At 75.0% G+C, this 18121-nt stretch carries 20 protein-coding genes, 1 pseudogene and 1 riboswitch; of the genes and pseudogenes, 13 read left to right on the forward strand and 8 right to left on the reverse strand.

Translation table 11 applies throughout. The annotated features are described in order from the left end of the window. From AB0L40_RS11570 to AB0L40_RS11595, 6 genes are all read left to right on the forward strand, one after another. The coding region (locus AB0L40_RS11570; protein ID WP_364353838.1) for a TetR/AcrR family transcriptional regulator at positions 1-769 on the forward strand (769 nt) is incomplete at its 5' end. Between the two features lie 111 nt (positions 770-880). Next, positions 881-1126, forward strand: a complete 246-nt coding sequence (locus AB0L40_RS11575; protein WP_364353841.1) for a hypothetical protein — start codon at positions 881-883, stop codon at positions 1124-1126. Between the two features lie 28 nt (positions 1127-1154). After that, positions 1155-1337, forward strand: coding sequence for a hypothetical protein (locus tag AB0L40_RS11580; protein WP_364353844.1), 183 nt, complete (start codon positions 1155-1157; stop codon positions 1335-1337). Positions 1338-1486: 149 nt separating this feature from the next. Further along, positions 1487-2194 (forward strand): hemolysin III family protein, encoded by a 708-nt coding sequence (locus AB0L40_RS11585; protein WP_364353848.1) that lies wholly within the window; start codon positions 1487-1489, stop codon positions 2192-2194. 53 nt (positions 2195-2247) lie between these two features. Beyond that, a complete protein-coding gene (locus AB0L40_RS11590; RefSeq protein WP_364353851.1) occupies positions 2248-2646 on the forward strand; it encodes a VOC family protein in 399 nt (132 codons plus the stop codon). Positions 2647-2816: 170 nt separating this feature from the next. Beyond that, complete coding sequence (locus tag AB0L40_RS11595) at positions 2817-4199, forward strand: class II 3-deoxy-7-phosphoheptulonate synthase (RefSeq protein WP_364353854.1); 1383 nt, start codon at positions 2817-2819, stop codon at positions 4197-4199. Positions 4200-4257: 58 nt separating this feature from the next. Here the strand turns inward: AB0L40_RS11595 and AB0L40_RS11600 are convergent, their stop codons facing one another. Further along, positions 4258-4665: a VOC family protein gene (locus tag AB0L40_RS11600; protein ID WP_364353857.1), complete on the reverse strand. Its 408-nt coding sequence runs from the start codon at positions 4663-4665 to the stop codon at positions 4258-4260. A 157-nt stretch (positions 4666-4822) separates the two neighbouring features. On the opposite strand from AB0L40_RS11600, the gene AB0L40_RS11605 reads away from it, so the two are divergent. The 3 genes from AB0L40_RS11605 to AB0L40_RS11615 are packed head-to-tail and all read left to right on the forward strand — an operon-like array spanning position 4823 to position 6677. After that, a complete protein-coding gene (locus AB0L40_RS11605) occupies positions 4823-5215 on the forward strand; it encodes a hypothetical protein (protein WP_364353859.1) in 393 nt (130 codons plus the stop codon). A 10-nt stretch (positions 5216-5225) separates the two neighbouring features. Next, complete coding sequence (locus tag AB0L40_RS11610) at positions 5226-6134, forward strand: hypothetical protein (protein ID WP_364353861.1); 909 nt, start codon at positions 5226-5228, stop codon at positions 6132-6134. A gap of 42 nt (positions 6135-6176) precedes the next feature. Next, positions 6177-6677 (forward strand): group III truncated hemoglobin, encoded by a 501-nt coding sequence (locus tag AB0L40_RS11615; protein ID WP_364353863.1) that lies wholly within the window; start codon positions 6177-6179, stop codon positions 6675-6677. A gap of 58 nt (positions 6678-6735) precedes the next feature. Here AB0L40_RS11615 and AB0L40_RS11620 read toward each other — a convergent pair whose 3' ends face one another. Continuing rightward, complete coding sequence (locus tag AB0L40_RS11620) at positions 6736-7146, reverse strand: hypothetical protein (RefSeq protein ID WP_364353865.1); 411 nt, start codon at positions 7144-7146, stop codon at positions 6736-6738. Positions 7147-7338: 192 nt separating this feature from the next. Here AB0L40_RS11620 and AB0L40_RS11625 point away from each other — a divergent pair, with 192 nt between their 5' ends. Continuing rightward, a complete protein-coding gene (locus AB0L40_RS11625) occupies positions 7339-7728 on the forward strand; it encodes a VOC family protein (protein WP_364353868.1) in 390 nt (129 codons plus the stop codon). 107 nt (positions 7729-7835) lie between these two features. Beyond that, the gene (locus AB0L40_RS11630; protein ID WP_364353871.1) at positions 7836-8375 is read left to right on the forward strand and encodes a hypothetical protein; all 540 of its coding nucleotides are present in this window, start codon (positions 7836-7838) and stop codon (positions 8373-8375) included. A gap of 17 nt (positions 8376-8392) precedes the next feature. On the opposite strand, the gene AB0L40_RS11635 is transcribed toward AB0L40_RS11630, so the two are convergent. Further along, on the reverse strand, positions 8393-8662 hold the full coding sequence (locus tag AB0L40_RS11635) for a DUF2277 domain-containing protein (RefSeq protein WP_364353874.1): 270 nt from the start codon (positions 8660-8662) through the stop codon (positions 8393-8395). A gap of 69 nt (positions 8663-8731) precedes the next feature. Between AB0L40_RS11635 and AB0L40_RS11640 the strand changes: the two genes are divergently transcribed. Then, entirely contained in the window at positions 8732-9556 is an 825-nt protein-coding gene (locus AB0L40_RS11640; protein WP_364353877.1) for an MOSC domain-containing protein, read from the forward strand. Positions 9557-9701: 145 nt separating this feature from the next. Beyond that, positions 9702-10559: a phytoene/squalene synthase family protein gene (locus AB0L40_RS11645; RefSeq protein WP_364353880.1), complete on the forward strand. Its 858-nt coding sequence runs from the start codon at positions 9702-9704 to the stop codon at positions 10557-10559. Positions 10560-10636: 77 nt separating this feature from the next. Here AB0L40_RS11645 and AB0L40_RS11650 read toward each other — a convergent pair whose 3' ends face one another. From AB0L40_RS11650 to AB0L40_RS11670, 5 genes and pseudogenes are all read right to left on the reverse strand, one after another. Next, positions 10637-12166: an AarF/UbiB family protein gene (locus AB0L40_RS11650; protein ID WP_364353883.1), complete on the reverse strand. Its 1530-nt coding sequence runs from the start codon at positions 12164-12166 to the stop codon at positions 10637-10639. Between the two features lie 257 nt (positions 12167-12423). After that, positions 12424-13251: pseudogene (locus tag AB0L40_RS11655) on the reverse strand (siderophore-interacting protein); the annotation flags it as partial. 316 nt (positions 13252-13567) lie between these two features. Continuing rightward, positions 13568-14197, reverse strand: coding sequence for a hypothetical protein (locus AB0L40_RS11660; RefSeq protein ID WP_364353886.1), 630 nt, complete (start codon positions 14195-14197; stop codon positions 13568-13570). A 329-nt stretch (positions 14198-14526) separates the two neighbouring features. Beyond that, positions 14527-16464 carry an acyl-CoA dehydrogenase family protein gene (locus AB0L40_RS11665; RefSeq protein ID WP_364353889.1) on the reverse strand — a complete coding sequence of 646 codons (1938 nt, stop codon included), beginning with the start codon at positions 16462-16464 and terminating at the stop codon, positions 14527-14529. 242 nt (positions 16465-16706) lie between these two features. Then, positions 16707-17561, reverse strand: coding sequence for an NlpC/P60 family protein (locus tag AB0L40_RS11670; protein ID WP_364353892.1), 855 nt, complete (start codon positions 17559-17561; stop codon positions 16707-16709). Between the two features lie 6 nt (positions 17562-17567). After that, positions 17568-17713: riboswitch (cyclic di-AMP (ydaO/yuaA leader) on the reverse strand. Positions 17714-18121: the final 408 nt, after the last annotated feature.

Raw genomic sequence — 18121 nt, forward strand, 5'->3', positions numbered from 1 at the left:
GCCCCGGGCGGGTCCCGGGGGGGCGGGGGCCCCGCGGGCCGCGCCGGCGGCCCGCCGGCGCGGCGGGCGGCGGCGCCCCGGGGGGCCGCCGGGGGGGGGGGGGGGGGCGGTCTCGACTCGGGCGATCTGCGAGCGCGCCGGCGTCCAGGCGCCGACGCTCTACCACCACTTCGGCAGCCGCCAGAAGCTGCTCGACGCCGTCGTCTCCCACGGGTTCCGGGAGCACCTCGCCGCCCGTCAGGCGCAGTCGCTGGAGGACCCCGGCGCGGACGTCGGCGACCCGGTCGACGCGATCCGCGAGGGCTGGGACGCGCACGTCCAGTTCGGCCTCGACCACCCCGCCTCCTACGCGATGAACTACGGCGCCGTGAAGCCCGGCGTCCCGTGCGGCGTCGCGAGCGAGGTCGAGGCGATGATCCGCTCGACGCTCGAGCCGGCGGCCCGCGCCGGCCGCCTGCGCGTCACCCCGGCCCAGGCGGCCGCGGAGATCTTCTCGGCCGGCTCCGGCGTCACGCTGGCGTTGATCCAGCCGGTCGGCGAGCACGACCTCGGGCTCTCCCACCGCGTCCGCGAGGCGATCCTCGCGGCGGTGACGACGGGCGCCGTCGCAACCGCCGACCGTGGCGGCGACGTGTCCGGCGGCGACGGAGCGGCCCCGGCCGCCGTCGCGCTGGGTGCGGCGCTCGACGCCTCGGGGAGGGACGGTTCGCTCTCCCCCGGCGAGCACGCCCTGCTCCGCGAGCTGCTCGACCGGCTCGCCGCCGGCTGAGCCGCGTCGGCGCGCGCGGGACCGCGCGATGCCGCGCGCTCCGGCTCCCCGCCCGCGTCCGGGCGAGCCTCCGGTGTGCGGTCGGCCGCCCGCGGGCACAGGTGCCGGACCATGACCGAGGCGACGGTGCTGGCCCACTTCCACGGCGGACCCTTCGACGGCGAGACGCTGCCGATCGTCGAGGACCGATTGGACGACGTCGTGACGCTGGTCGCGGCCCCCGACGGCGTCCGGCTCGGCGGCCCGGCCGCCGCGGACGACGCGTCCGCGGCCCGGGAGCCCTACCGGCTCTCGGCCGAGGCCAGCGGCCTCGAGGGCGACGTCGAGTACGTCTACGTCACGCCACTGTCGGGCTAGGACGGGGTGGTGGCCGGCGTCCCGGGACGTGCGCGACGCGCGCATCCCGGCCCGACGCGTCGGCGACTCCAGGGCGACCCTCGCCGCCGAGGCCGGGATCACGGTCTTCCGCGTCGGCTTCGAGCGCTGGGTCGACCCCGGCGAGCAGCGCCCCATGCCCGTGCTGATGCGCGAGGCGCTGCAGGAGCTCCGCGCCGTGACGGCCGCCTGAGCCCGGCCGTTCCGCCGGGCGGCGGGCCGGGTCGTACCGCCCGCCGTCGCACCACCCATGCCGGTCCGCCAGAATGGGTGCCCACGCGCCGGGCGCCCACGCCCGTCTCGTCCCGAGACGCGCGCCGGCCGGGCGCCGCGGATCACCGCATGGACGAGACCTTCGACCGCCAGACCGACCCGCCCGCCGCAGCGCCGCAATCCGCCGCCGCGGGCATCCCGCTCGAGGATCTCGTCCCGATCCTCCGCGGCGTCTCGCACGTCCACAGCACCTACGTCGCCGCGGTGGCCGGCCTGGTGCTGATCGTGATCGCCCCCGACGCGACCGCCCGCTGGTGCTCCGCCGGCTACGCGCTGGCGCTCGTGGCGCTCTTCGGCGTCAGCGGGCTCCTGCACCGGTGGCGGTGGGACCCGCGCTGGCAGCCGACGCTGCGGCGCCTGGACCACAGCACGATCTTCCTGTTCATCGGGGTCTGCATCACCGTCCTGGCGATCCAGGTGCTGTCCGGCCCGACGCAGGTCGTCGTCCTCGTGCTCGGCTGGATCGGGGCGATCGCCGGGATCACGCTCAGCGTCGCGTGGATCGACGCGCCGCGCTGGCTCGCGACGAGCACCTACGTGCTGGTCAGCCTCGCCGCGGCGATCGGGCTGCCCCAGATGCTCGCGCGGCTGAGCATCGCGCCGCTGGTCCTCGTCGCGGTCGGCGGCGCCCTCTACGCGGTGGGCGCGGTCGTCTTCGCGACGCGGCTGCCCGACCCCTGCCCCCGCGTGTTCGGCTTCCACGAGGTCTTCCACGCGATCGTGATCGCGGCGGCGGCGATCCACTTCGTGGCGTTGGCCGGCTGGATCCTGATCTGACGCGCCGGGCGCGTCGCGACGCCGCCGGGCGCGCAACTCGTACCGTACGCCGCATGCTCGACCGCTTCCCCGTCAGCGCCGTCCTGCCCGTCCGGGACGCCGAGCGCGCCCGGAGGTTCTACCGCGACGTCCTGGGCCTCGTGGCGACCGACGAGGACGACGCCGACGTCCTGACGTTCCGCGCGGGCGACGGCACGCTGATCGTCCTGGCCGAGCTCCCCGACCGCGAGCCCCAGCCCCACCCGGTGGTCAGCTTCGCGGTCCGCGGCATCGACGCCCTCGTCCCCGCCCTCAAGGAGCGCGGGGCGACGTTCGTCCCGCTGTCCGCCGCCGGCACCTACGCCGAGGGCCGCGGCCCCCGCACGCCCGACGTCGCGAACTTCGGGCTCGTCAAGACCGCGTTCCTGCGCGACAGCGAGGGCAACGTCCTCGCGCTGAACCAGGTCGGCTGAGCGCGCGGCGGCGGCCGGCGCTGCGCCCCGGCCCCGGGCCCGGCGACGCCCGGAGGAGACCCCGCCGATCCTCCTCCCGTCCGGGCCGGGGGCGCTCCCGCCGGTGGTCGTCAGGGTGCCCTACCCAGTCGGGCAGCGGGATTCGCGCCCCCGCGCGTAGGCTGTCGGGCGTGAACTGGACGATCGACATCCCCGTGGCGTCGCTGCCCGATCTCCCGCCGCTCCCGCCGGCGTTGCGGGCGGCGCTCGACGAGGCGTTGTCGCGCCCCGCGCTCCAGCAGCCCTCGTGGCCCGACGCGGGCTACACCGCCAGGGTGCGCAGGCTGCTGGAGGCCGTCCCGCCGGTGACCCTGCCGGCGGAGGTCGACCGGCTCCAGGAGCACATGGGCGCCGTCGCCCGGGGCGAGGCGTTCCTGCTGCAGGGCGGCGACTGCGCCGAGACGTTCGGCGACAACACCGAGGCCCATCTGCGCGGCACGATCCGCACGCTGCTGCAGATGGCCGTCGTCCTGACCTACGGCACGTCGATGCCGGTCGTCAAGGTCGGCCGCATCGCCGGGCAGTACGCCAAGCCGCGCAGCTCCGACACCGACGCGCTCGGCCTGCCGTCGTACCGCGGCGACATGGTCAACGCGTTCGAGCCGACGCCCGAGGGCCGCCGGCCCGACCCGGCGCGGATGATGCGCGCCTACGCCAACGCGTCGGCCGCGATGAACCTGACGCGCGCGATCACCGGCCCCGCCGGGCTCGCCGACCTGCACCGCGTCCACGAGTGGAACATGGACTTCGTGGCGGACTCCCCCGCCGGCGCGCGCTACGAGCGCGTCGCGGGCGAGATCGACCGCAGCCTGCGCTTCATGTCGGCGTGCGGCGTCGACGACCGCTCGCTGCGCACGGTCGAGATGTACGCCAGCCACGAGATGCTCGTCCTGGACTACGAGCGCGCGCTGCTGCGGCTCGAGGGCGACCGCCTCTACAACCTCTCCGCGCACCAGCTGTGGATCGGCGAGCGTACCCGGCAGATCGACGGCGCCCACGTCGCCCTCGCCGCGCTGACGGCCAACCCGACGGGCGTGAAGCTCGGGCCGAAGTCGACGCCCGAGGACGCGCTGGAGCTCCTGAAGGTCCTCGACCCCGACAAGGTCGACGGCCGCGTCTGCCTCGTCGCCCGCATGGGCAACGGCAAGGTCCGCGACGCCCTGCCGCCGATCGTCGAGGCCGTCCGCGACTCCGGCCACACCGTCGTCTGGCAGTGCGACCCGATGCACGGCAACACCGAGGAGGCGCCCAGCGGCTACAAGACGCGCCACTTCGACCGGGTCGTCGACGAGGTCCGCGGCTTCTTCGAGGTCCACCGCTCGCTGGGCACCCACCCGGGCGGCATCCACGTCGAGCACACCGGCGAGGACGTCACGGAGTGCCTCGGCGGCGGCCAGGAGATCTCCGACGAGCAGCTCTCCTCGCGCTACGAGAGCGCCTGCGACCCGCGCCTGAACACCACGCAGTCGCTCGAGCTGTCGTTCCTCGCCGCCGAGATGCTGCAGAACAGCTGAGCCGCCCCGCGGGTCCGCCGGCCGGTCGCCGACGGGACCCGCGAGCCCGGCCGCCGTCCTACGCGCCGGGCCCCGGCTCGACGACCGCGATGTGGTTGCCGTCGGGGTCGCGCAGCATGAACAGCAGCGGCGCGCCGGGCGACCGGAACGGCTTCGGGTCGACGTCGACCCCGAGCGCGGACAGCCGCTCGTGCTCGCCGAGCACGTCGAGGGTGTCGACGCCGATGCCGCTGCCGCCCGGCTCGCTCCCGCCCATCGCGGGGTTGAGCGCCAGGCGCGCGACGGAGCCGGGCGGCGCGACCTCCACCCAGCGCATCTCGCCGTGCTCGCCGAAGCGGACGTCGGCGCGCAGCTCGAATCCGAGCTTCGCGACGTAGAACGCGATCGCGGCGTCCTGGTCGGCGACCGTGAACATGGCGACGCCGATGTTCGTGAGCGTGGTGGGGGCCTGCGTGGGATGCGTCATGCCCGTAGGACCGCGCGTGCCGGCCGGAATCATCGGGCGGGCGGGAAAGTTCAGGGGTGGCTCCCCCACGCCGTCTCGCGCCCCGGGTGCGACCCTCGGGACCGCCGGGCGCCCCGCGTCCGGCGCGCCCGCCCCCGACCCCTGTCCTGGAGCCCCGATGAGCACCGCCGAACCACCCCGGCCGCAGCGCGGCACGACCGCCGAGGAGCGCGGGTCCGACGCCAACGAGCACGAGCGGGCGCTCGGGGCCGCCACGACCTGGCCGCAGCGGCTGCGGGCCGCGGCGCACCCGAAGCTGCTCCTCGGCCAGGCCGACGGCTACCCGCCCGGCATCAAGCAGTTCCTCTGGTTCTGCCTGCTCATCCTCTATCCCGGCTGGCTGGTCCTCGTCCTGCTCGCGTGGCCCGCGTACCTCGTCGCCAGCGTCGTCGGCAAGGTCGGCGAGGCCTTCCTGACGCTGCTGTTCTGGCCCGTCCGCCGGCACCACTTCAAGAACCACCCCGAGGAGTACGCGGCGTGGTCGGAGAAGCACGGCCGCAAGGCCGGCTGAGGCACGACGCGTGGGCCTCCTCCGTCGGCGCGGGTCGAGCACGACCCTCCGGCTCCACCCTGCGGGTCCGCTGCGGCCGACGGACACGGTCACCGTGACCGTCGCGCTGGACGAGCCGGTCGACCGCGTCGAGGGCGCGCGTCTCGAGCTCGGGTACGTCAATCGCTACCCCTACCGCTGGGCGGGTCGTCGCGCGGTCTCCTCCGCGTCCCTGGACCACGACCTGTTCTCCACCGTGGACGTGGGCACGGACTACGGCTCCGACCGCGACACCGAGGAGTGGGTCCACGTCCTGGACGTGCCGCTGCCCGCCGCCGGCGGCCGCCTGGAGGCCGGCACGCGCGACGTCCAGCTCCGCGTCCCGTCCTGGGCGCCGGGGAGCTCCGACGTGATGGTGCGCTGGATGATCCGGCTCCACGTCGAGCGCTCGGGGCGGGACGTCACCGCCGAGGAGGAGCTGACGGTGCTCGTCGCGCCCCCGGATCCCGCTCCGGAGCAGCCGCACGAGCGTCTCGAGGGTCAGGGCGCCGAGGTCGTCGTCGTCCCGGACCGCGACTGGTGGCGTCCCGGCGAGGAGCTGCGCGGCACGGTCCTGATCACGCCGACGGCCCCCGTGAGCACCGGCACCCTGGACGTGCGGATCGAGCGCCTGAGGATCTCGCACCCGCTCGTCCGGACCCCTGGCGGCACGCAGGTCATCGAGCGGCCGTCCGTGCGGGTCGCCAAGGGCTTCACGCTGCGGACCGGGGTGGAGACCGCCATCCCGTTCGTCATCGCGGTCCCGGAGGACGCGCCCCCGACGACGGAGTCGGTGCACGCGTCCGTCGCGTGGTTCGTCCGCGCGAGCGTCGAGTACCCGGGGCACGCGTCCATCTGGCCCGACCGGGTCCGGCGCGGCTTCGGCGTCTTCACGGCCTAGATTGCGGCGGGGACCGGCCGCGCGACGGCGATCGGCATAGTTGTGGGCATCACCCCGCTGCCCGACATCGAGGACCGCGCCGACTGCGAGCGGCTCGTCCGCGCCTTCTACGGCCGCGCGCTCCAGGACCCGATCATCGGCTGGATCTTCACGGACGTCGCCGAGCTGGACCTCGAGGAGCACGTGCCGAAGATCGCGTCGTTCTGGGAGACCGTCCTGCTCGGCGCGAAGACCTACACCGGCGGCGCGTTCCACCCCCACGCGGCGCTGCACGCCCGCGTCCCCCTGCGCCCGGGGCACTTCCAGCGCTGGATCGCACTGTGGCGCACGACCGTCGACGCGCTGTTCGCGGGCGAGCGGGCGGACGAGGCGAAGCGGCACGCGGACCGGCTCGCGTTCGCGTTCCAGGGACGCCTGCGCACGCTGACGCCGCCGGCCCCCGCGCCGCCGTCCGGTGGTGGCCTGTCGGTCACCCGGCACGGACCGGCGGAGGGGGACGGCCTGTCCGTCACCCGGCACGGGCCCGGCGACGCCGGCGACTGACGCCGGCGGAGGCGACGCCCCGGGGAGTGCCCGCCGCGGCCCGGAGGCGCGCCGGCCGTCAGGGCCGCTGCGGCGGATGGACGACGGCCCCCCGCAGCGACGGCGGCACGGTGGGCGGGCCGTCGGTCCGGGCCGGCGGCGGGTAGCGCTCCTCCGCGCGCCGCGTCGCCGCGTCCTGGAACACGTGGATCGCCGCGCGGTGATGGCCGGCGGCCCCCTCGGCGAACGCGCGCCGCGCCTCGCCGACCGCGTCCCGGACGACCTCGCGGTCCCACGGGATCGCGCGGTCCTGCCGCCGGCGCCAGGCGCCGACCACCGCGGTCCAGGCGTGGGCGCCGGCCGCCCCCTCGGAGCGCGGCGGGTCGTCCGCCATCGCCTCGGTCGGGTCGGTCGTCTGGAACCCCTCCGTCGAGTACCGGACGACCAGCGGCCGGCCGCCTACGCTGGCGCGGTAGGTCAGCTGCTTCACGGTCGGACCCGGGGCGCGCGGCGGGGCGGGCGGCTCATGGATGTCGGCGGGAGGGACGCCCTTCGGGAGCGTCGCGACGGTGCCGGGCCAGCTCGATCATCGCCACAGCGTACGCGGGCGGACAGCGGGCGTCGCGGTCGGATGGACCAACGCCCGGTCCGCGACGTCGTACGGCGGGCCTACGATCGGTGGATGTCCCCCGCCGCCGTCCGTCCCCAGCCGCTGCTCGCCGTCCGGGACGTCGCCCGCTCCTCGGCGTGGTTCTGTGCCCTGCTCGGCGCGACGAGCGGCCACGGCGGGGACGAGTACGAGCAGGTGCTCGTCGACGGCGAGCTGGTGCTGCAGCTGCACGACCGCGCCGTCGACCATCACCACGGGCCCCTCGTGGAGCCCGGCGTCATCGTCGGGGGCGGCGTGGCGGTGTGGTTCGCCATCGTCGCCTTCGACGACGCGGTCGACCGCTCCCGCGAGCTCGACGCGGTGGTCGAGGCGGACGTGCACGAAAACCCCAACGCACGGCAGCGCGAGCTGTGGCTCCGCGACCCCGACGGCTACCTGGTGGTCGTCGCCGAGGCGCGGTGAGCGACTCACCCGGGTGACAGATGTACAGATTGGTACCGAGTGTCACTTCGCGCGCTATCCTCGGTCCCGGATTCACGTGCAGCCGATCCCGGACCGATACGAACCCCATGGATCCTGAGCCCACCGTCGCCCCGCTCGCGGGTCGCATGGCGCGCCTGCGCGCCCGTGGTTCTCGGGGTGCTGCGACGCGCGCGGCCGACCGCGACGCGGCGGTCGCCGCCGTGGTCCCCGTCGGCGCCGGGCCCGTCGCGGCCGTCACCGCGGGACCGTCCGGGATCGACGTCTCGTCCGTCGTGGCGGTCCTGAGCCGTCATGGGCACGAGGTGCGCGTGACGGACCGGGCCGACGAGGGCGTGGTCCCCGCGTCCGTCGCCCGGCACTGCCACCAGCTGCTCGCGGACGTCACCGCCGCGCTGGTGCGCCACGCCGGCGGCGACCTGCGCGTCGACGTGCGGCTGCGGACCGAGGACGAGCAGCTCGTCCTCGCGGTGCAGACCCTGGCCGTCGGCGATCATCCGCGGCCGCTGGAGCTCGGCGCCCGCGACGAGGACCTGCTGCGGCGCCGCGTCGAGGCCGCCGCCGGCCGCGCGACGATCCGCACCACCCACGGCGGCAACTGGCTCGCCATGGCGCGCCTGCCGCTGTAGGGCCGGCGCAGCCTCGCTCAGGCGGCGAAGCGCTTCTCGGACCGCGCCTTGGCCTTCGCGGCCTCGACCTCGCGGTCCTTCGGCGGCGCGGCCGTGACCAGTGCGTCGAGCAGCTCCGCGGTGATCCGCGCGACGTCCTCCACCGCCTGGTGGAAGACCGCCTCGTTGGCCTGCGAGGGAGACGTCGAGCCGCTCACCTTGCGCACGTACTGGAGGGCCGCGGCGCGGACCTCGTCGCCCGTGGCGGGCGGCTCGAAGTTGTGCAGGGTGCGGATGTTCCGGCACATGGCCCAAGCGTACGCCGCCCGCCCGTCACCTGCCACCCCTCCGCCCGGCGCGTGGCGTACGGTCCGGGGATGACGCAGGAGGGCGCCGCCGCGACCGCGACCGACCGGGCCCCGTGTGCGCCCTTCGTGTCGCGCCTGTCGGTCACCGCGATCAAGGGCTTCGCGCTCGAGCACCCCGACAAGGTGGAGCTCGCGGTCCACGGGGCGGTCGGCGACCGCGACTTCGTGGTGGTCGACGCGGAGGACCGCCTGGTCTCGATCACGAAGACCGGCGCGTGGGTGGGCCTGCGGGCGACGTACGACCGCGAGGCCGACCGCCTCGGGGTCCGCGACGCGGACGGCGGCGTCTGGGAGGGGCAGGTCGCATTCGGGGCGCCGGTGGACGTCGACATGTTCGGGCTGCGGCGCAGCCCCGGGCGCGTGGTCGAGGGGCCGTGGTCGGCGCTGCTCTCGGACCGGGCCGGCCGGGCGGTCCGCCTCGTGCGGACCGACGGCCCGGGAGACGGGTCCGACGTCCACCCCGTGACGTTCCTGGGCGACGCGACGGTCGACCACCTGGCCCGCGAGGCCGGCCTGGCGACGGTCGACGCGCGCCGGTTCCGGATGCTGTTCGCGATCGGCGGGTCGCCGGCCCACGCGGAGGACGGCTGGGAGGGGCGCCGGGTCCGGGTCGGCGACGCCGTCGTCGAGGTCGGCGGACCCGTCCCGCGCTGCGCCGGCGTGACCCGGCACCCCGACGGCGGGGACCGCGACGTCCCGGTGGTCCGGATGATCAAGGCGTACCGCGGCCTGCAGGACACCGAGCTCGGGCCCGGCGTGGCGCTCGGGGTCTACGGGCGCGTGATCCGCCCCGGCCGCGTCCGGGTGGGAGACGCGGTCGAGCTCGCGGACTGACCGCGTCCGGCCGTCCGCGCCCGGTGACGGCCGGCCTGGCTCACCGCCCGTCGGAGCCCCGGCGGGACGTCGGCGCACCCTCGGCGGGCGGTTCTGGGGCAGGGGGTGGAGTCGTGGCGACGACACTCTGGGACGATGGGGGTTCGTGAGCACCCGACCCACCCCGCAGGACGCCGTGTCCGCCGCCTACGACCGCTGCCGCCGGATGCAGCGCCGGCACGACCCCACGTTCTTCGTCGCCACCGCGCGGCTGCCCCGCAGGACCCGTCCCGCCGTCCACGCCCTGTACGGGTTCCTCCGCGGGGCCGACGAGATCGTCGACGGCCGAGGGCGGGCGTCCGATCCCGACACCCGCCGCGCGGCGCTGGACGCGTGGCAGGCGGCGCTGCAGGAGAGCGTCGACGGGCGGCGGTCCGACCACCCGGTGCTCGCCGCGCTCGCCGACGCCGCCCGGCGGCACGACCTGCCGCTGCACCTGCTGGACACCTACATGCGGTCGATGCGCGTGGACTGCGACGACCGCGTCCGGATCCCCGACGACGCCGCACTGGACCGCTACATGGACGGGTCGGCGGCGACGGTCGGCCGGCTGATGGCCCCGCTGCTGGACGCCCGCAGCGAGGCCACCGAGCAGCTCGCGCGCCTCGGCGTGGCGTTCCAGCTGACGAACTTCATCCGCGACGTCCGCGAGGACTGGACGATGGACCGCGTCTACCTGCCGGGGCTCGACGAGGACGAGCTGCGCCGCGGCGTCGCCTCGCCGCTCCTGCGGGGCCGCGTCGCCGACGACGTCGACCGCGCCCGCCGGCTGTTCGCGGAGACGACGGACGTCGAGGACCACGTCCCCGCGTCGATGCGCCGCGGCATGCGGCTCGCCCGCGCCGTCTACGGCCGGGTCCTCGACCGCGTCGAGTCGCTCGGCTACGACGTGCTGTCGGGTCGCACGGCCCTCGGGCCGCGCGATCTGGGGCCGGTGCTCGCCACCGCCCTGCGGCGCGGCTGAGGCATCTCAGCCGGCCGCCCCGGACCGTCGGGCTCCGGTCGGGACCTCACCGGCGCCGGCCCCGACCGGGGCGTGGATCAGGCCGGCCCCGGCACGAGCCCGGCGGCGAGCGTCCCGCCGTCGCGCGAGAACAGGTCCGTGAGGATCCCCGTGACGACGGCGAGCACGTCCGCGTCCGGTGCGACGCTCGCCGCGAAGCCCGACAGGTAGAGCAGGTTCTTGAAGAACAGGACGAGCTCCTTCGGCATCCGGAAGCCGCCGGCGGCCAGCGTCCGCAGGAGCCGGCCGAGCGTCTCCCCCAGCCGGTCGAACGTCACCTGACCGTCGGCTCGGGCGTCCAGTCGCGAGAGGTCGCGCTGGAGGCTCGCGACCAGCGCCTCGACGTCTGCGTCACCGTCGATCGCCCCGAACGTCCGCATCGCCTCGACCTGGGCGCGAGCGTCGGACGCCGCGAAGCCGAGCAGGAAGCGCACGAGCCCCGCGCGCTGCGCGGCGTCCAGGCGCCCGCACATCCCGAAGTCGACCATCGAGAAGCGGTCGCCGTCGACGAGCACGTTGCCGGCGTGCAGGTCGCCGTGGAACAGGCCGTGGACGATCGTGGCCTCGAGCACCCCGCGGACGCCGGCGGCGAACAGCCGCTCGCCTGCCGCGCCCGCCACCGCCTCGGCCGGCAGGCGCGCGTACGAGACGCCGGGCAGCAGCTCCATCACGAGCAGCCGCTCGGTCGTCAGTGCCGGGTACGGCCGCGGCACGCGGATGTCGCCGGCGCCGAGGTCCTCCAGGACGGCGACGCTCTCGACGAGGTTCGCGGCCTCCAGGCGGAAGTCGAGCTCCTCGAGCGTCAGCTGCGCGAACAGCGTCACGAAGCCCGGCAGGTTCGCCGCGCGCACGCCCTGGTGGACGCGGTCGGCGGCGGCGCAGACGAGGGCGAGCGTCTCGATGTCCGACCGGAACGCCCGCCGCAGCCCGGGTCGGCGGACCTTGAAGACGACCTCGGTCCCGTCGCGCAGCGTCGCGCGGTGCACCTGCCCGATCGACCCGGTGGCCAGCGGCTCGGGGTCGATCGACGCGAACGCGTCGAGGTCGCCGAGCTCGCGGCGGACGACCTCCTCGGCGGCACCCGGCGGCATCGGCGGCGCCTCGTCGCGGCACCACGCGAACGCCTCGACCCACTCGTCGGGGAGCAGGCCTCCGGCGCTCGCGATGAACTGACCGAGCTTCACGTACGCCGGGCCGCCCGCGCGGACCAGCCGGTTGGCCCGCTCGATCGTGCCGTCGGCCGTCGTGGGTGGCGCGACCGGCAGCCCCGTGGCGGCCGCGGCGGCGGACAACAGCGCCAGGGGCGCGTCGGGCGCGGCGGCGCGGGCGACGCGCCACGTGGTCGTTGCCAGCGAGCCGATCGTGTCGGGCCAGAGCCTCGGGGACGACAGCCGCTCCGCCTCGCGCGCCAGCGCGGCGCGCCGGGTCTCCGCGCTCGCCTGGGCCTCCAACGACCAGGCGGTCAGCCCATCGACGGCGGCGAGCCGGGCCGATCCGCGCAGCAGGGCGGGACGGGACGGCAGCGGCGGCGGGGACGGCGCGCCGCCGGATCCGGGGGACGTGCTCATGCGCCCCACCGTCTCAGTGCACGATTGTCAACTGTGTGACGTCGGACCGGCTCGGGAGTGGGGTCTGGGGCCGCTCGCACCTCGGAAGCTACGGTAGCGTCACTACGGGGTGGTGATGACGATCGGGCGCGGGTGCCCGAGACGGGAGTGCGCGAGCTGCGGCTGCCGCGCGGCGGCTGCAGCCGCCGACGTCGGCATCGGCCTGCGGCCGGGGTGCGGCGGCCCTCAGCCGGCGACGTCCGCTTCGACCTGGGCGTCCACTCGGCCTTGGACGACTGCCAGCCGTCCTCGTCGAGCGTCCGCTTCCAGTAGCCGGAGATCGAGAGGTCCTTCCGGTCCAGCCCGCGGTCGGCGAGCAGGTGCCTGCGGAGCGCGCGGACCGCGACGGCCTCGCCGTGCACGAACGCGTGGACCCGGCCCTGCGGGAACTCGAGCGCGCGGACGGCGGCGACGAGCGGCTCGGCCTCGGGGTCGACGGCGCCGTCGTCGCCGCGGTGCAGCCAGGTGACGCGCAGGTCGCCGGGCGACGCGAGCTCCTGCTGCTCGGCGGCGTCGTGCACCTCGACGATCACGTGGACGGGCCGGCCCGCGGGGATCCGTGGCAGCGACGCGGCGATCGCCGGCAGGACGGACGCGTCCCCGACGAGCAGGTGCCAGTCGGCGCCCGGATCCGGCGTGTAGGCCCCGCCCGGACCGAGCAGCTGGAGCACGTCGCCGGGCTGCGCGGCGGCCGCCCAGGGACCGGCGAGCCCGACGTCGCCGTGCTGGACGACGTCGACGGTCAGCTCGAGCGCGGCGGCGTCCCACGCGCGCACCGTGTACGTCCGGGTCCGCGGCCACTGGGCCTTCGGCAGGGTGGCGCGCACCTCCGCCAGGTCGAAGTCGTCGCCGTAGGGCGCGCCGGGTGCGGGGAACAGCAGCTTCACGTAGTGGTCGGTGAAGGCGCCGGCGGCGAAGCCCTCGAGCCCGGGGCCGCCGAGGACGACCCGGAGGAGGTGCGGCGACACGCGGTCGACGCGCTGCACGACGGTGCGGACGGCGCGCCGGGCGGGGCGCGGGGTGCTCGGGGCGGAGGCTTCGGCCATGGTGATCCTCGGTCGGGCGGCGAGCGGACCGGATGTCCGCCGCGGGCGCCGGACGCGACCTCCCGGCGGTGGCCGGGGTCCGCGAACGACATCTTAGGGTCACCGTACAACAGTCGGGTCGCCGGCCCGCCGGGAAGGGGAACGGCGCGCTCGGATCGGCTCCCGCGGCGCCGTCGCGTCACCGGGTGCGACCGCCGGCGGCGGCCCCGGGTCCGGACCGGAACGACGAACGCCGCCGCCGGGGAGAGCCGGCGACGGCGTCGGGTGCTGCGAGGGGCCGCGCGGCGACCCGTGAGGGTCGCGACGCGACCGCGGACTACTTGACCGGGACGGTGATCTTCGCGACGCCGATGACGAGGCCGGCCTTGAGCGCGTCGATCTTGAACGTCGTGTTCAGGAGGTCGGCGGCCTCGGCCTTGAGCTTGACGGTCGTGCCCTCGAGGATGGCCTTCGTCTTCTGCTCGTTCAGGCGCAGCGGCTTCAGGGTGCGGCCGTCGAGGAAGAACAGCGGGGCGGACGGGACGGCTTCCTTGCCGTTGACCGAGACCTTGCCCGTCAGGACCGACTTGCCCGGATCGATGACGAAGTTCGTCAGCTCGACCTTGGTGCCGCCGGCGGTGAGCGAGAGGCCCGAGCCGTCGTGGTCCAGCTCGCCCTGGACGTACGGGGAGACGGTGCCCGGCTTGTAGTACGTGACGTTGCCGGCGGTGACCGGGAAGCTCGCGACGCCCTTGGCCGAGATCTTCGCCTTGCCGACCGGGGCCGGGGCGACCTTCAGTGACGTGAGCGCCTTGACGAAGCCGCCGTCGAGGGTGACGCGGGTGATGCCGCCCGTGACGTCCTTGACGACGGCGGCCGGCTCGGCCTTGGCGGCGGTGGTGGTGACGGAGTCGCTCTCGTCGTCGCTGCCACACGCGGTCACGCCAAGCGCGAGGGCGCCGGTCATGGCGAGGGCCGGAAGGGTCCGGCTGAAGAAGGAACCGCGGGAGTGCGTGTTGGTCATGCCAGGTAGAACGGCACTCCCCCGGAACTGGATGCCTCGGATGTTGACGGGACGCACGAAGCGTGCATCGGAGCGGCGGTCGGCGGGTTTCGGCTGCAAGAGCCAATCTTTCTGCGGAGCGTGTGCTCCGGCACTCCCGGCGGTGACGCGGCGTCGCGCCGGGCGCCCCCGGGCCGGGACGCGCGACGGGGGCGCCTCGCGGCACCCCCGTCGTCCTGCTGCGCGGGGTCTCCCCCGCGTCCTGCGTCCGGGCCCGCGGCCCGGCGGTGCCGCTAGGCCGTGACGGTCTTCGCGCCGGCCCCGGCGCCGGTGCCCGCGGCCGCCGACGTCGGCTGCTTGTAGTCGTCGCCGAAGAGCGACTGGTCCTCGGCGTCGTACGGGATGCCCTCCTCGATCCACGAGTAGCGGCCGCTGAGGACGCCCTTGGCGACCTTGGCGTTGGCGTCGTCGTCGTTCGTGCGCAGCTCGTGGAACAGCGCCTTCGCGCGGCGGCGGGCCTGGACGGCGAAGAGGTCGCAGAGCTCGTCGATCTCGCGGGCGCGCTCCGGGTGCTGCGCCTTCTGCTGCTCGGCGTACGCCACGGCGGCGGCGATCGAGAAGAGCTCGGCGCCGATGTCGACGATGCGGCCGAGGACGGCGCTCTTGGCCTCGAGCTGGGCGCCGTAGCGGCCCATCGCGTAGAACGTGACGCGCGCGAGCTTGCGCGAGTTGCGCTCGACGAAGCGCAGGTGCTGCGCCTGGACGCCGAACTCGTCGAACGAGCGCGGGTTCTGGCCCTCGCCGTGCGTCAGGTTCGGGAACCACTTGGCGTAGAACTTGCCGGCGCCGACGGCCAGCTTGGCCTTCTCGGACAGCCCGCCGTCGCCCTCGATGAGCTCGCCGGCGACCTTCAGGTGCTGGTCGACGGCCTCGCGGGCGATCTGCAGGTGCATGATCTCCGTCGACCCCTCGAAGATGCGGTTGATGCGCATGTCGCGCAGCGCCCGCTCGACCGGCACGGGGCGCTCGCCACGGGCCTTCAGCGACTCGGCCGTCTCGTAGCCGCGACCGCCGCGGATCTGGACGAGCTCGTCCGTGACCTGCCAGCCGAGCTCGGAGCCGACGAGCTTCGCGACGGCCGCCTCGATGCGGATGTCGGAGCGCTTGGAGTCCGCCAGGCGGGCCGTGACGTCGACGAGGGCCTCGAGGCCGAACGCCGTCGCGTTGATGAAGGCGATCTTCTGGGCGACCGGGTCGTGCTCGCCGACCGGCTTGCCCCACTGGACGCGCTCGGTACCGAACTCGCGGGCGACGCGGGAGGCCCACTTGGCCGTGCCGGCGCAGATGGCGGGCAGCGCGAGGCGGCCGGTGTTCAGGGTCTGCAGGGCGATCTTCAGGCCCTGGCCCTCCTGGCCGATGAGGTTCTCCTTGGGGACGAAGACGTCCTCGAGCAGCGTCTGCGAGTTCTCGATGCCCTTGAGGCCCATGAACTGGTTGCGGTGCTCGACGGTGATGCCCTCGGAGTCGTACTCCAGGACGAACGCCGAGACGCCGCCCTTGTGGCCCTCGCTCTTGGGGACCTTCGCCATGATCACGACGATGTCGGCGATCGCGCCGTTGGTCGCCCACAGCTTGCGGCCGGTGATGCGGTAGCCGGTGCCGTCCTCGGTCGGGACGGCCGCGCAGGAGACGCGCGCCGGGTCGGAGCCGACGTCGGGCTCCGTCAGCAGGAAGGCGGAGATGTGGTCCTTGGCGACCTTCGGGAGCCACTGCTGCTTCTGCTCCTCGTTGCCCGCGATCATCAGCGGCTCGGCGACGCCGATCGACTGGTGGGCGGAGAGCAGGGCGCCGAGGGAGCCGTGCCACGTGCCGATCATCGCCAGCGCGCGGTTGTAGTCGACCTGGGAGAGCCCGAGGCCGCCGTACTTCAGCGGCACCTTCATGCCGAAGGCGCCGAGCTCCTTGAAGCCGTCGATGACGGCGTCCGGGATCTTCGCGTCGCGCTCGATCTGGAGGTGGTCGACCTCGTCCTGCAGGAACGTCCGGAGCTTCTCCAGGAAGACCTTGCCGCGAGCGGCCTTCTCGGCGTCGTCCGCCGGCAGCGGGTGGATCAGATCGAAGCGGAAGTCCCCGAGGTACAGCTCCTTGCCGAAGGAGGGCAGCTTCCAGTCGGTCTCACGCGCGTCCTCGGCGAACTTGCGGGACTCGGCGCTGGTCGGTTCGGTGCTCACGAAAATCGTCTCCGGGGCTCTAGATTGACTGGTCAGTCAACGTCTTCTACCGAGGGTAGCGGGCCCGGCGACGATCCGCCACCCGGATCCGGCCCTCCGGCGGAAGGCGGACGGGGCCGGGAGGTCCGCTGCGCCCCGGGCCGCCCGGGCCACGACCGGCCCCGGGAACGACGAAGGGCCGCCCGACGGGCGGCCCTCCAGGGTCCTTCGTGCTCGCGGGGCGCCGGCTGCGCCCCGGAGGATCAGCGGCTGGTCGTCGTCCCCGAGGAGGACGCGGTCGCGCTGACGCGGCGGGCGCCGACGTACGCCGCGCCCCAGTAGTCGTCGTCGATCCGGTGCTCCATGACGCCCTTGGTCGTCGCGGAGATCGCGGTCGTGGCGCTCGTGGCGATGCCGACGTGCGACGCGCCGGCGCCGGCGGTCGAGAAGAAGACGAGGTCGCCGGGCTGGATGTCGGCCTTCTGGACGGCCGTGCCCTCCTCGTACTGCTCGAACGACGTACGCGGCAGGGAGATCCCGGCCTTCTTGAACGCGAAGACGACGAGGCCGGAGCAGTCGAAGCCCGACGAGTCGTTGCCGCCGCTCACGTAGGGCGTCCCGATGACGGACTGCGCGGCCGCGATCACGGCGGTCAGGTCGCCGGCGGCCGCCGGTGTCGTGGTCCCGTTCGACGTGCCGGTGAGCTTCTGCTCGACCGTCGTGGCGAACGGCATCTTCATCGCCTTGATCGTCTCGAGGTTCGGGCGGCCGGTCTTGGTGAGCTTGCGCGCGCTCTGGTACTTGCGCAGCGCGACGCGGGTCTTCGCGCCGATGGCGCCGTCGGCGCGGACGTGGACGCGCTTCTGGATCTTCTTGTTCTGGGCGCGCGTGAGCTTGACCGTCTTCGTGGCCGAGACCGCGGACGCCGGCGGCGCCGCCGGCGTGGTGCCGTCGGACGGGTCGGCCGGCGTCGTGGTGCCGGAGCCGTCGGCTGGCGTGCCGGGCGTCGGGCTGACGGTGGTGCCGCCCGTCGGGGCGGGGTCCTGCGCCATCGCGGCGGGCGCGCCGGCGAGCATCAGCGTCAGCGTGACGGCGACGCCACTGGTCAAGCGTTTCACGGGGTGCGGCTCTCTTTCGTCGGCCTACGGGGTTAGCTGACGGGCGAGCGCGGAAAGATCGCGCTTCCACCCCGGGAGGTGGATGAGCCCCGGTGTCGATTGGTTCCCCCGTTCGCCGGAAAGGGACTCCGGCGACTCGGCTCGGGAGACCGTAGCAAGCCCGTCGGCGTGGGTGTCCCGGTTCCTCCTCGGCGGATGCGCGCATGCACGCGATCCGGCTCTGCGAGGATCGGCGCGTGTGGTGGACGACGCGAGGCGGTGTGCGGGCGGACGCGGACGCCGGGACCCGTTCCCGGCCCGCCGCCCCACGGGCTACGCTCGGCGGGACGACGGCGGGGTCCGAGACGGCACCGCGGATCCCTCCGGGATCACGGGCCGCTCCGGGGTACCCCCGGGGGCACCGGTGATGGCCGGACATCGCATCGCGTGCGCGCCGCTGCCGCTCCGCGCAGATATGCGCACGCACGACCGAGGAGGTCGGACCCCGCCGCCGTCGTCGTCCTCGGGACCGTGCGCTGCGGCCGGCCTCGTCGGTCACGGCCGCGCGCCGGCCGGCCTGC

Source organism: Patulibacter sp. NPDC049589 (assembly GCF_040675535.1).
Lineage (GTDB): Bacteria > Actinomycetota > Thermoleophilia > Solirubrobacterales > Solirubrobacteraceae > Patulibacter.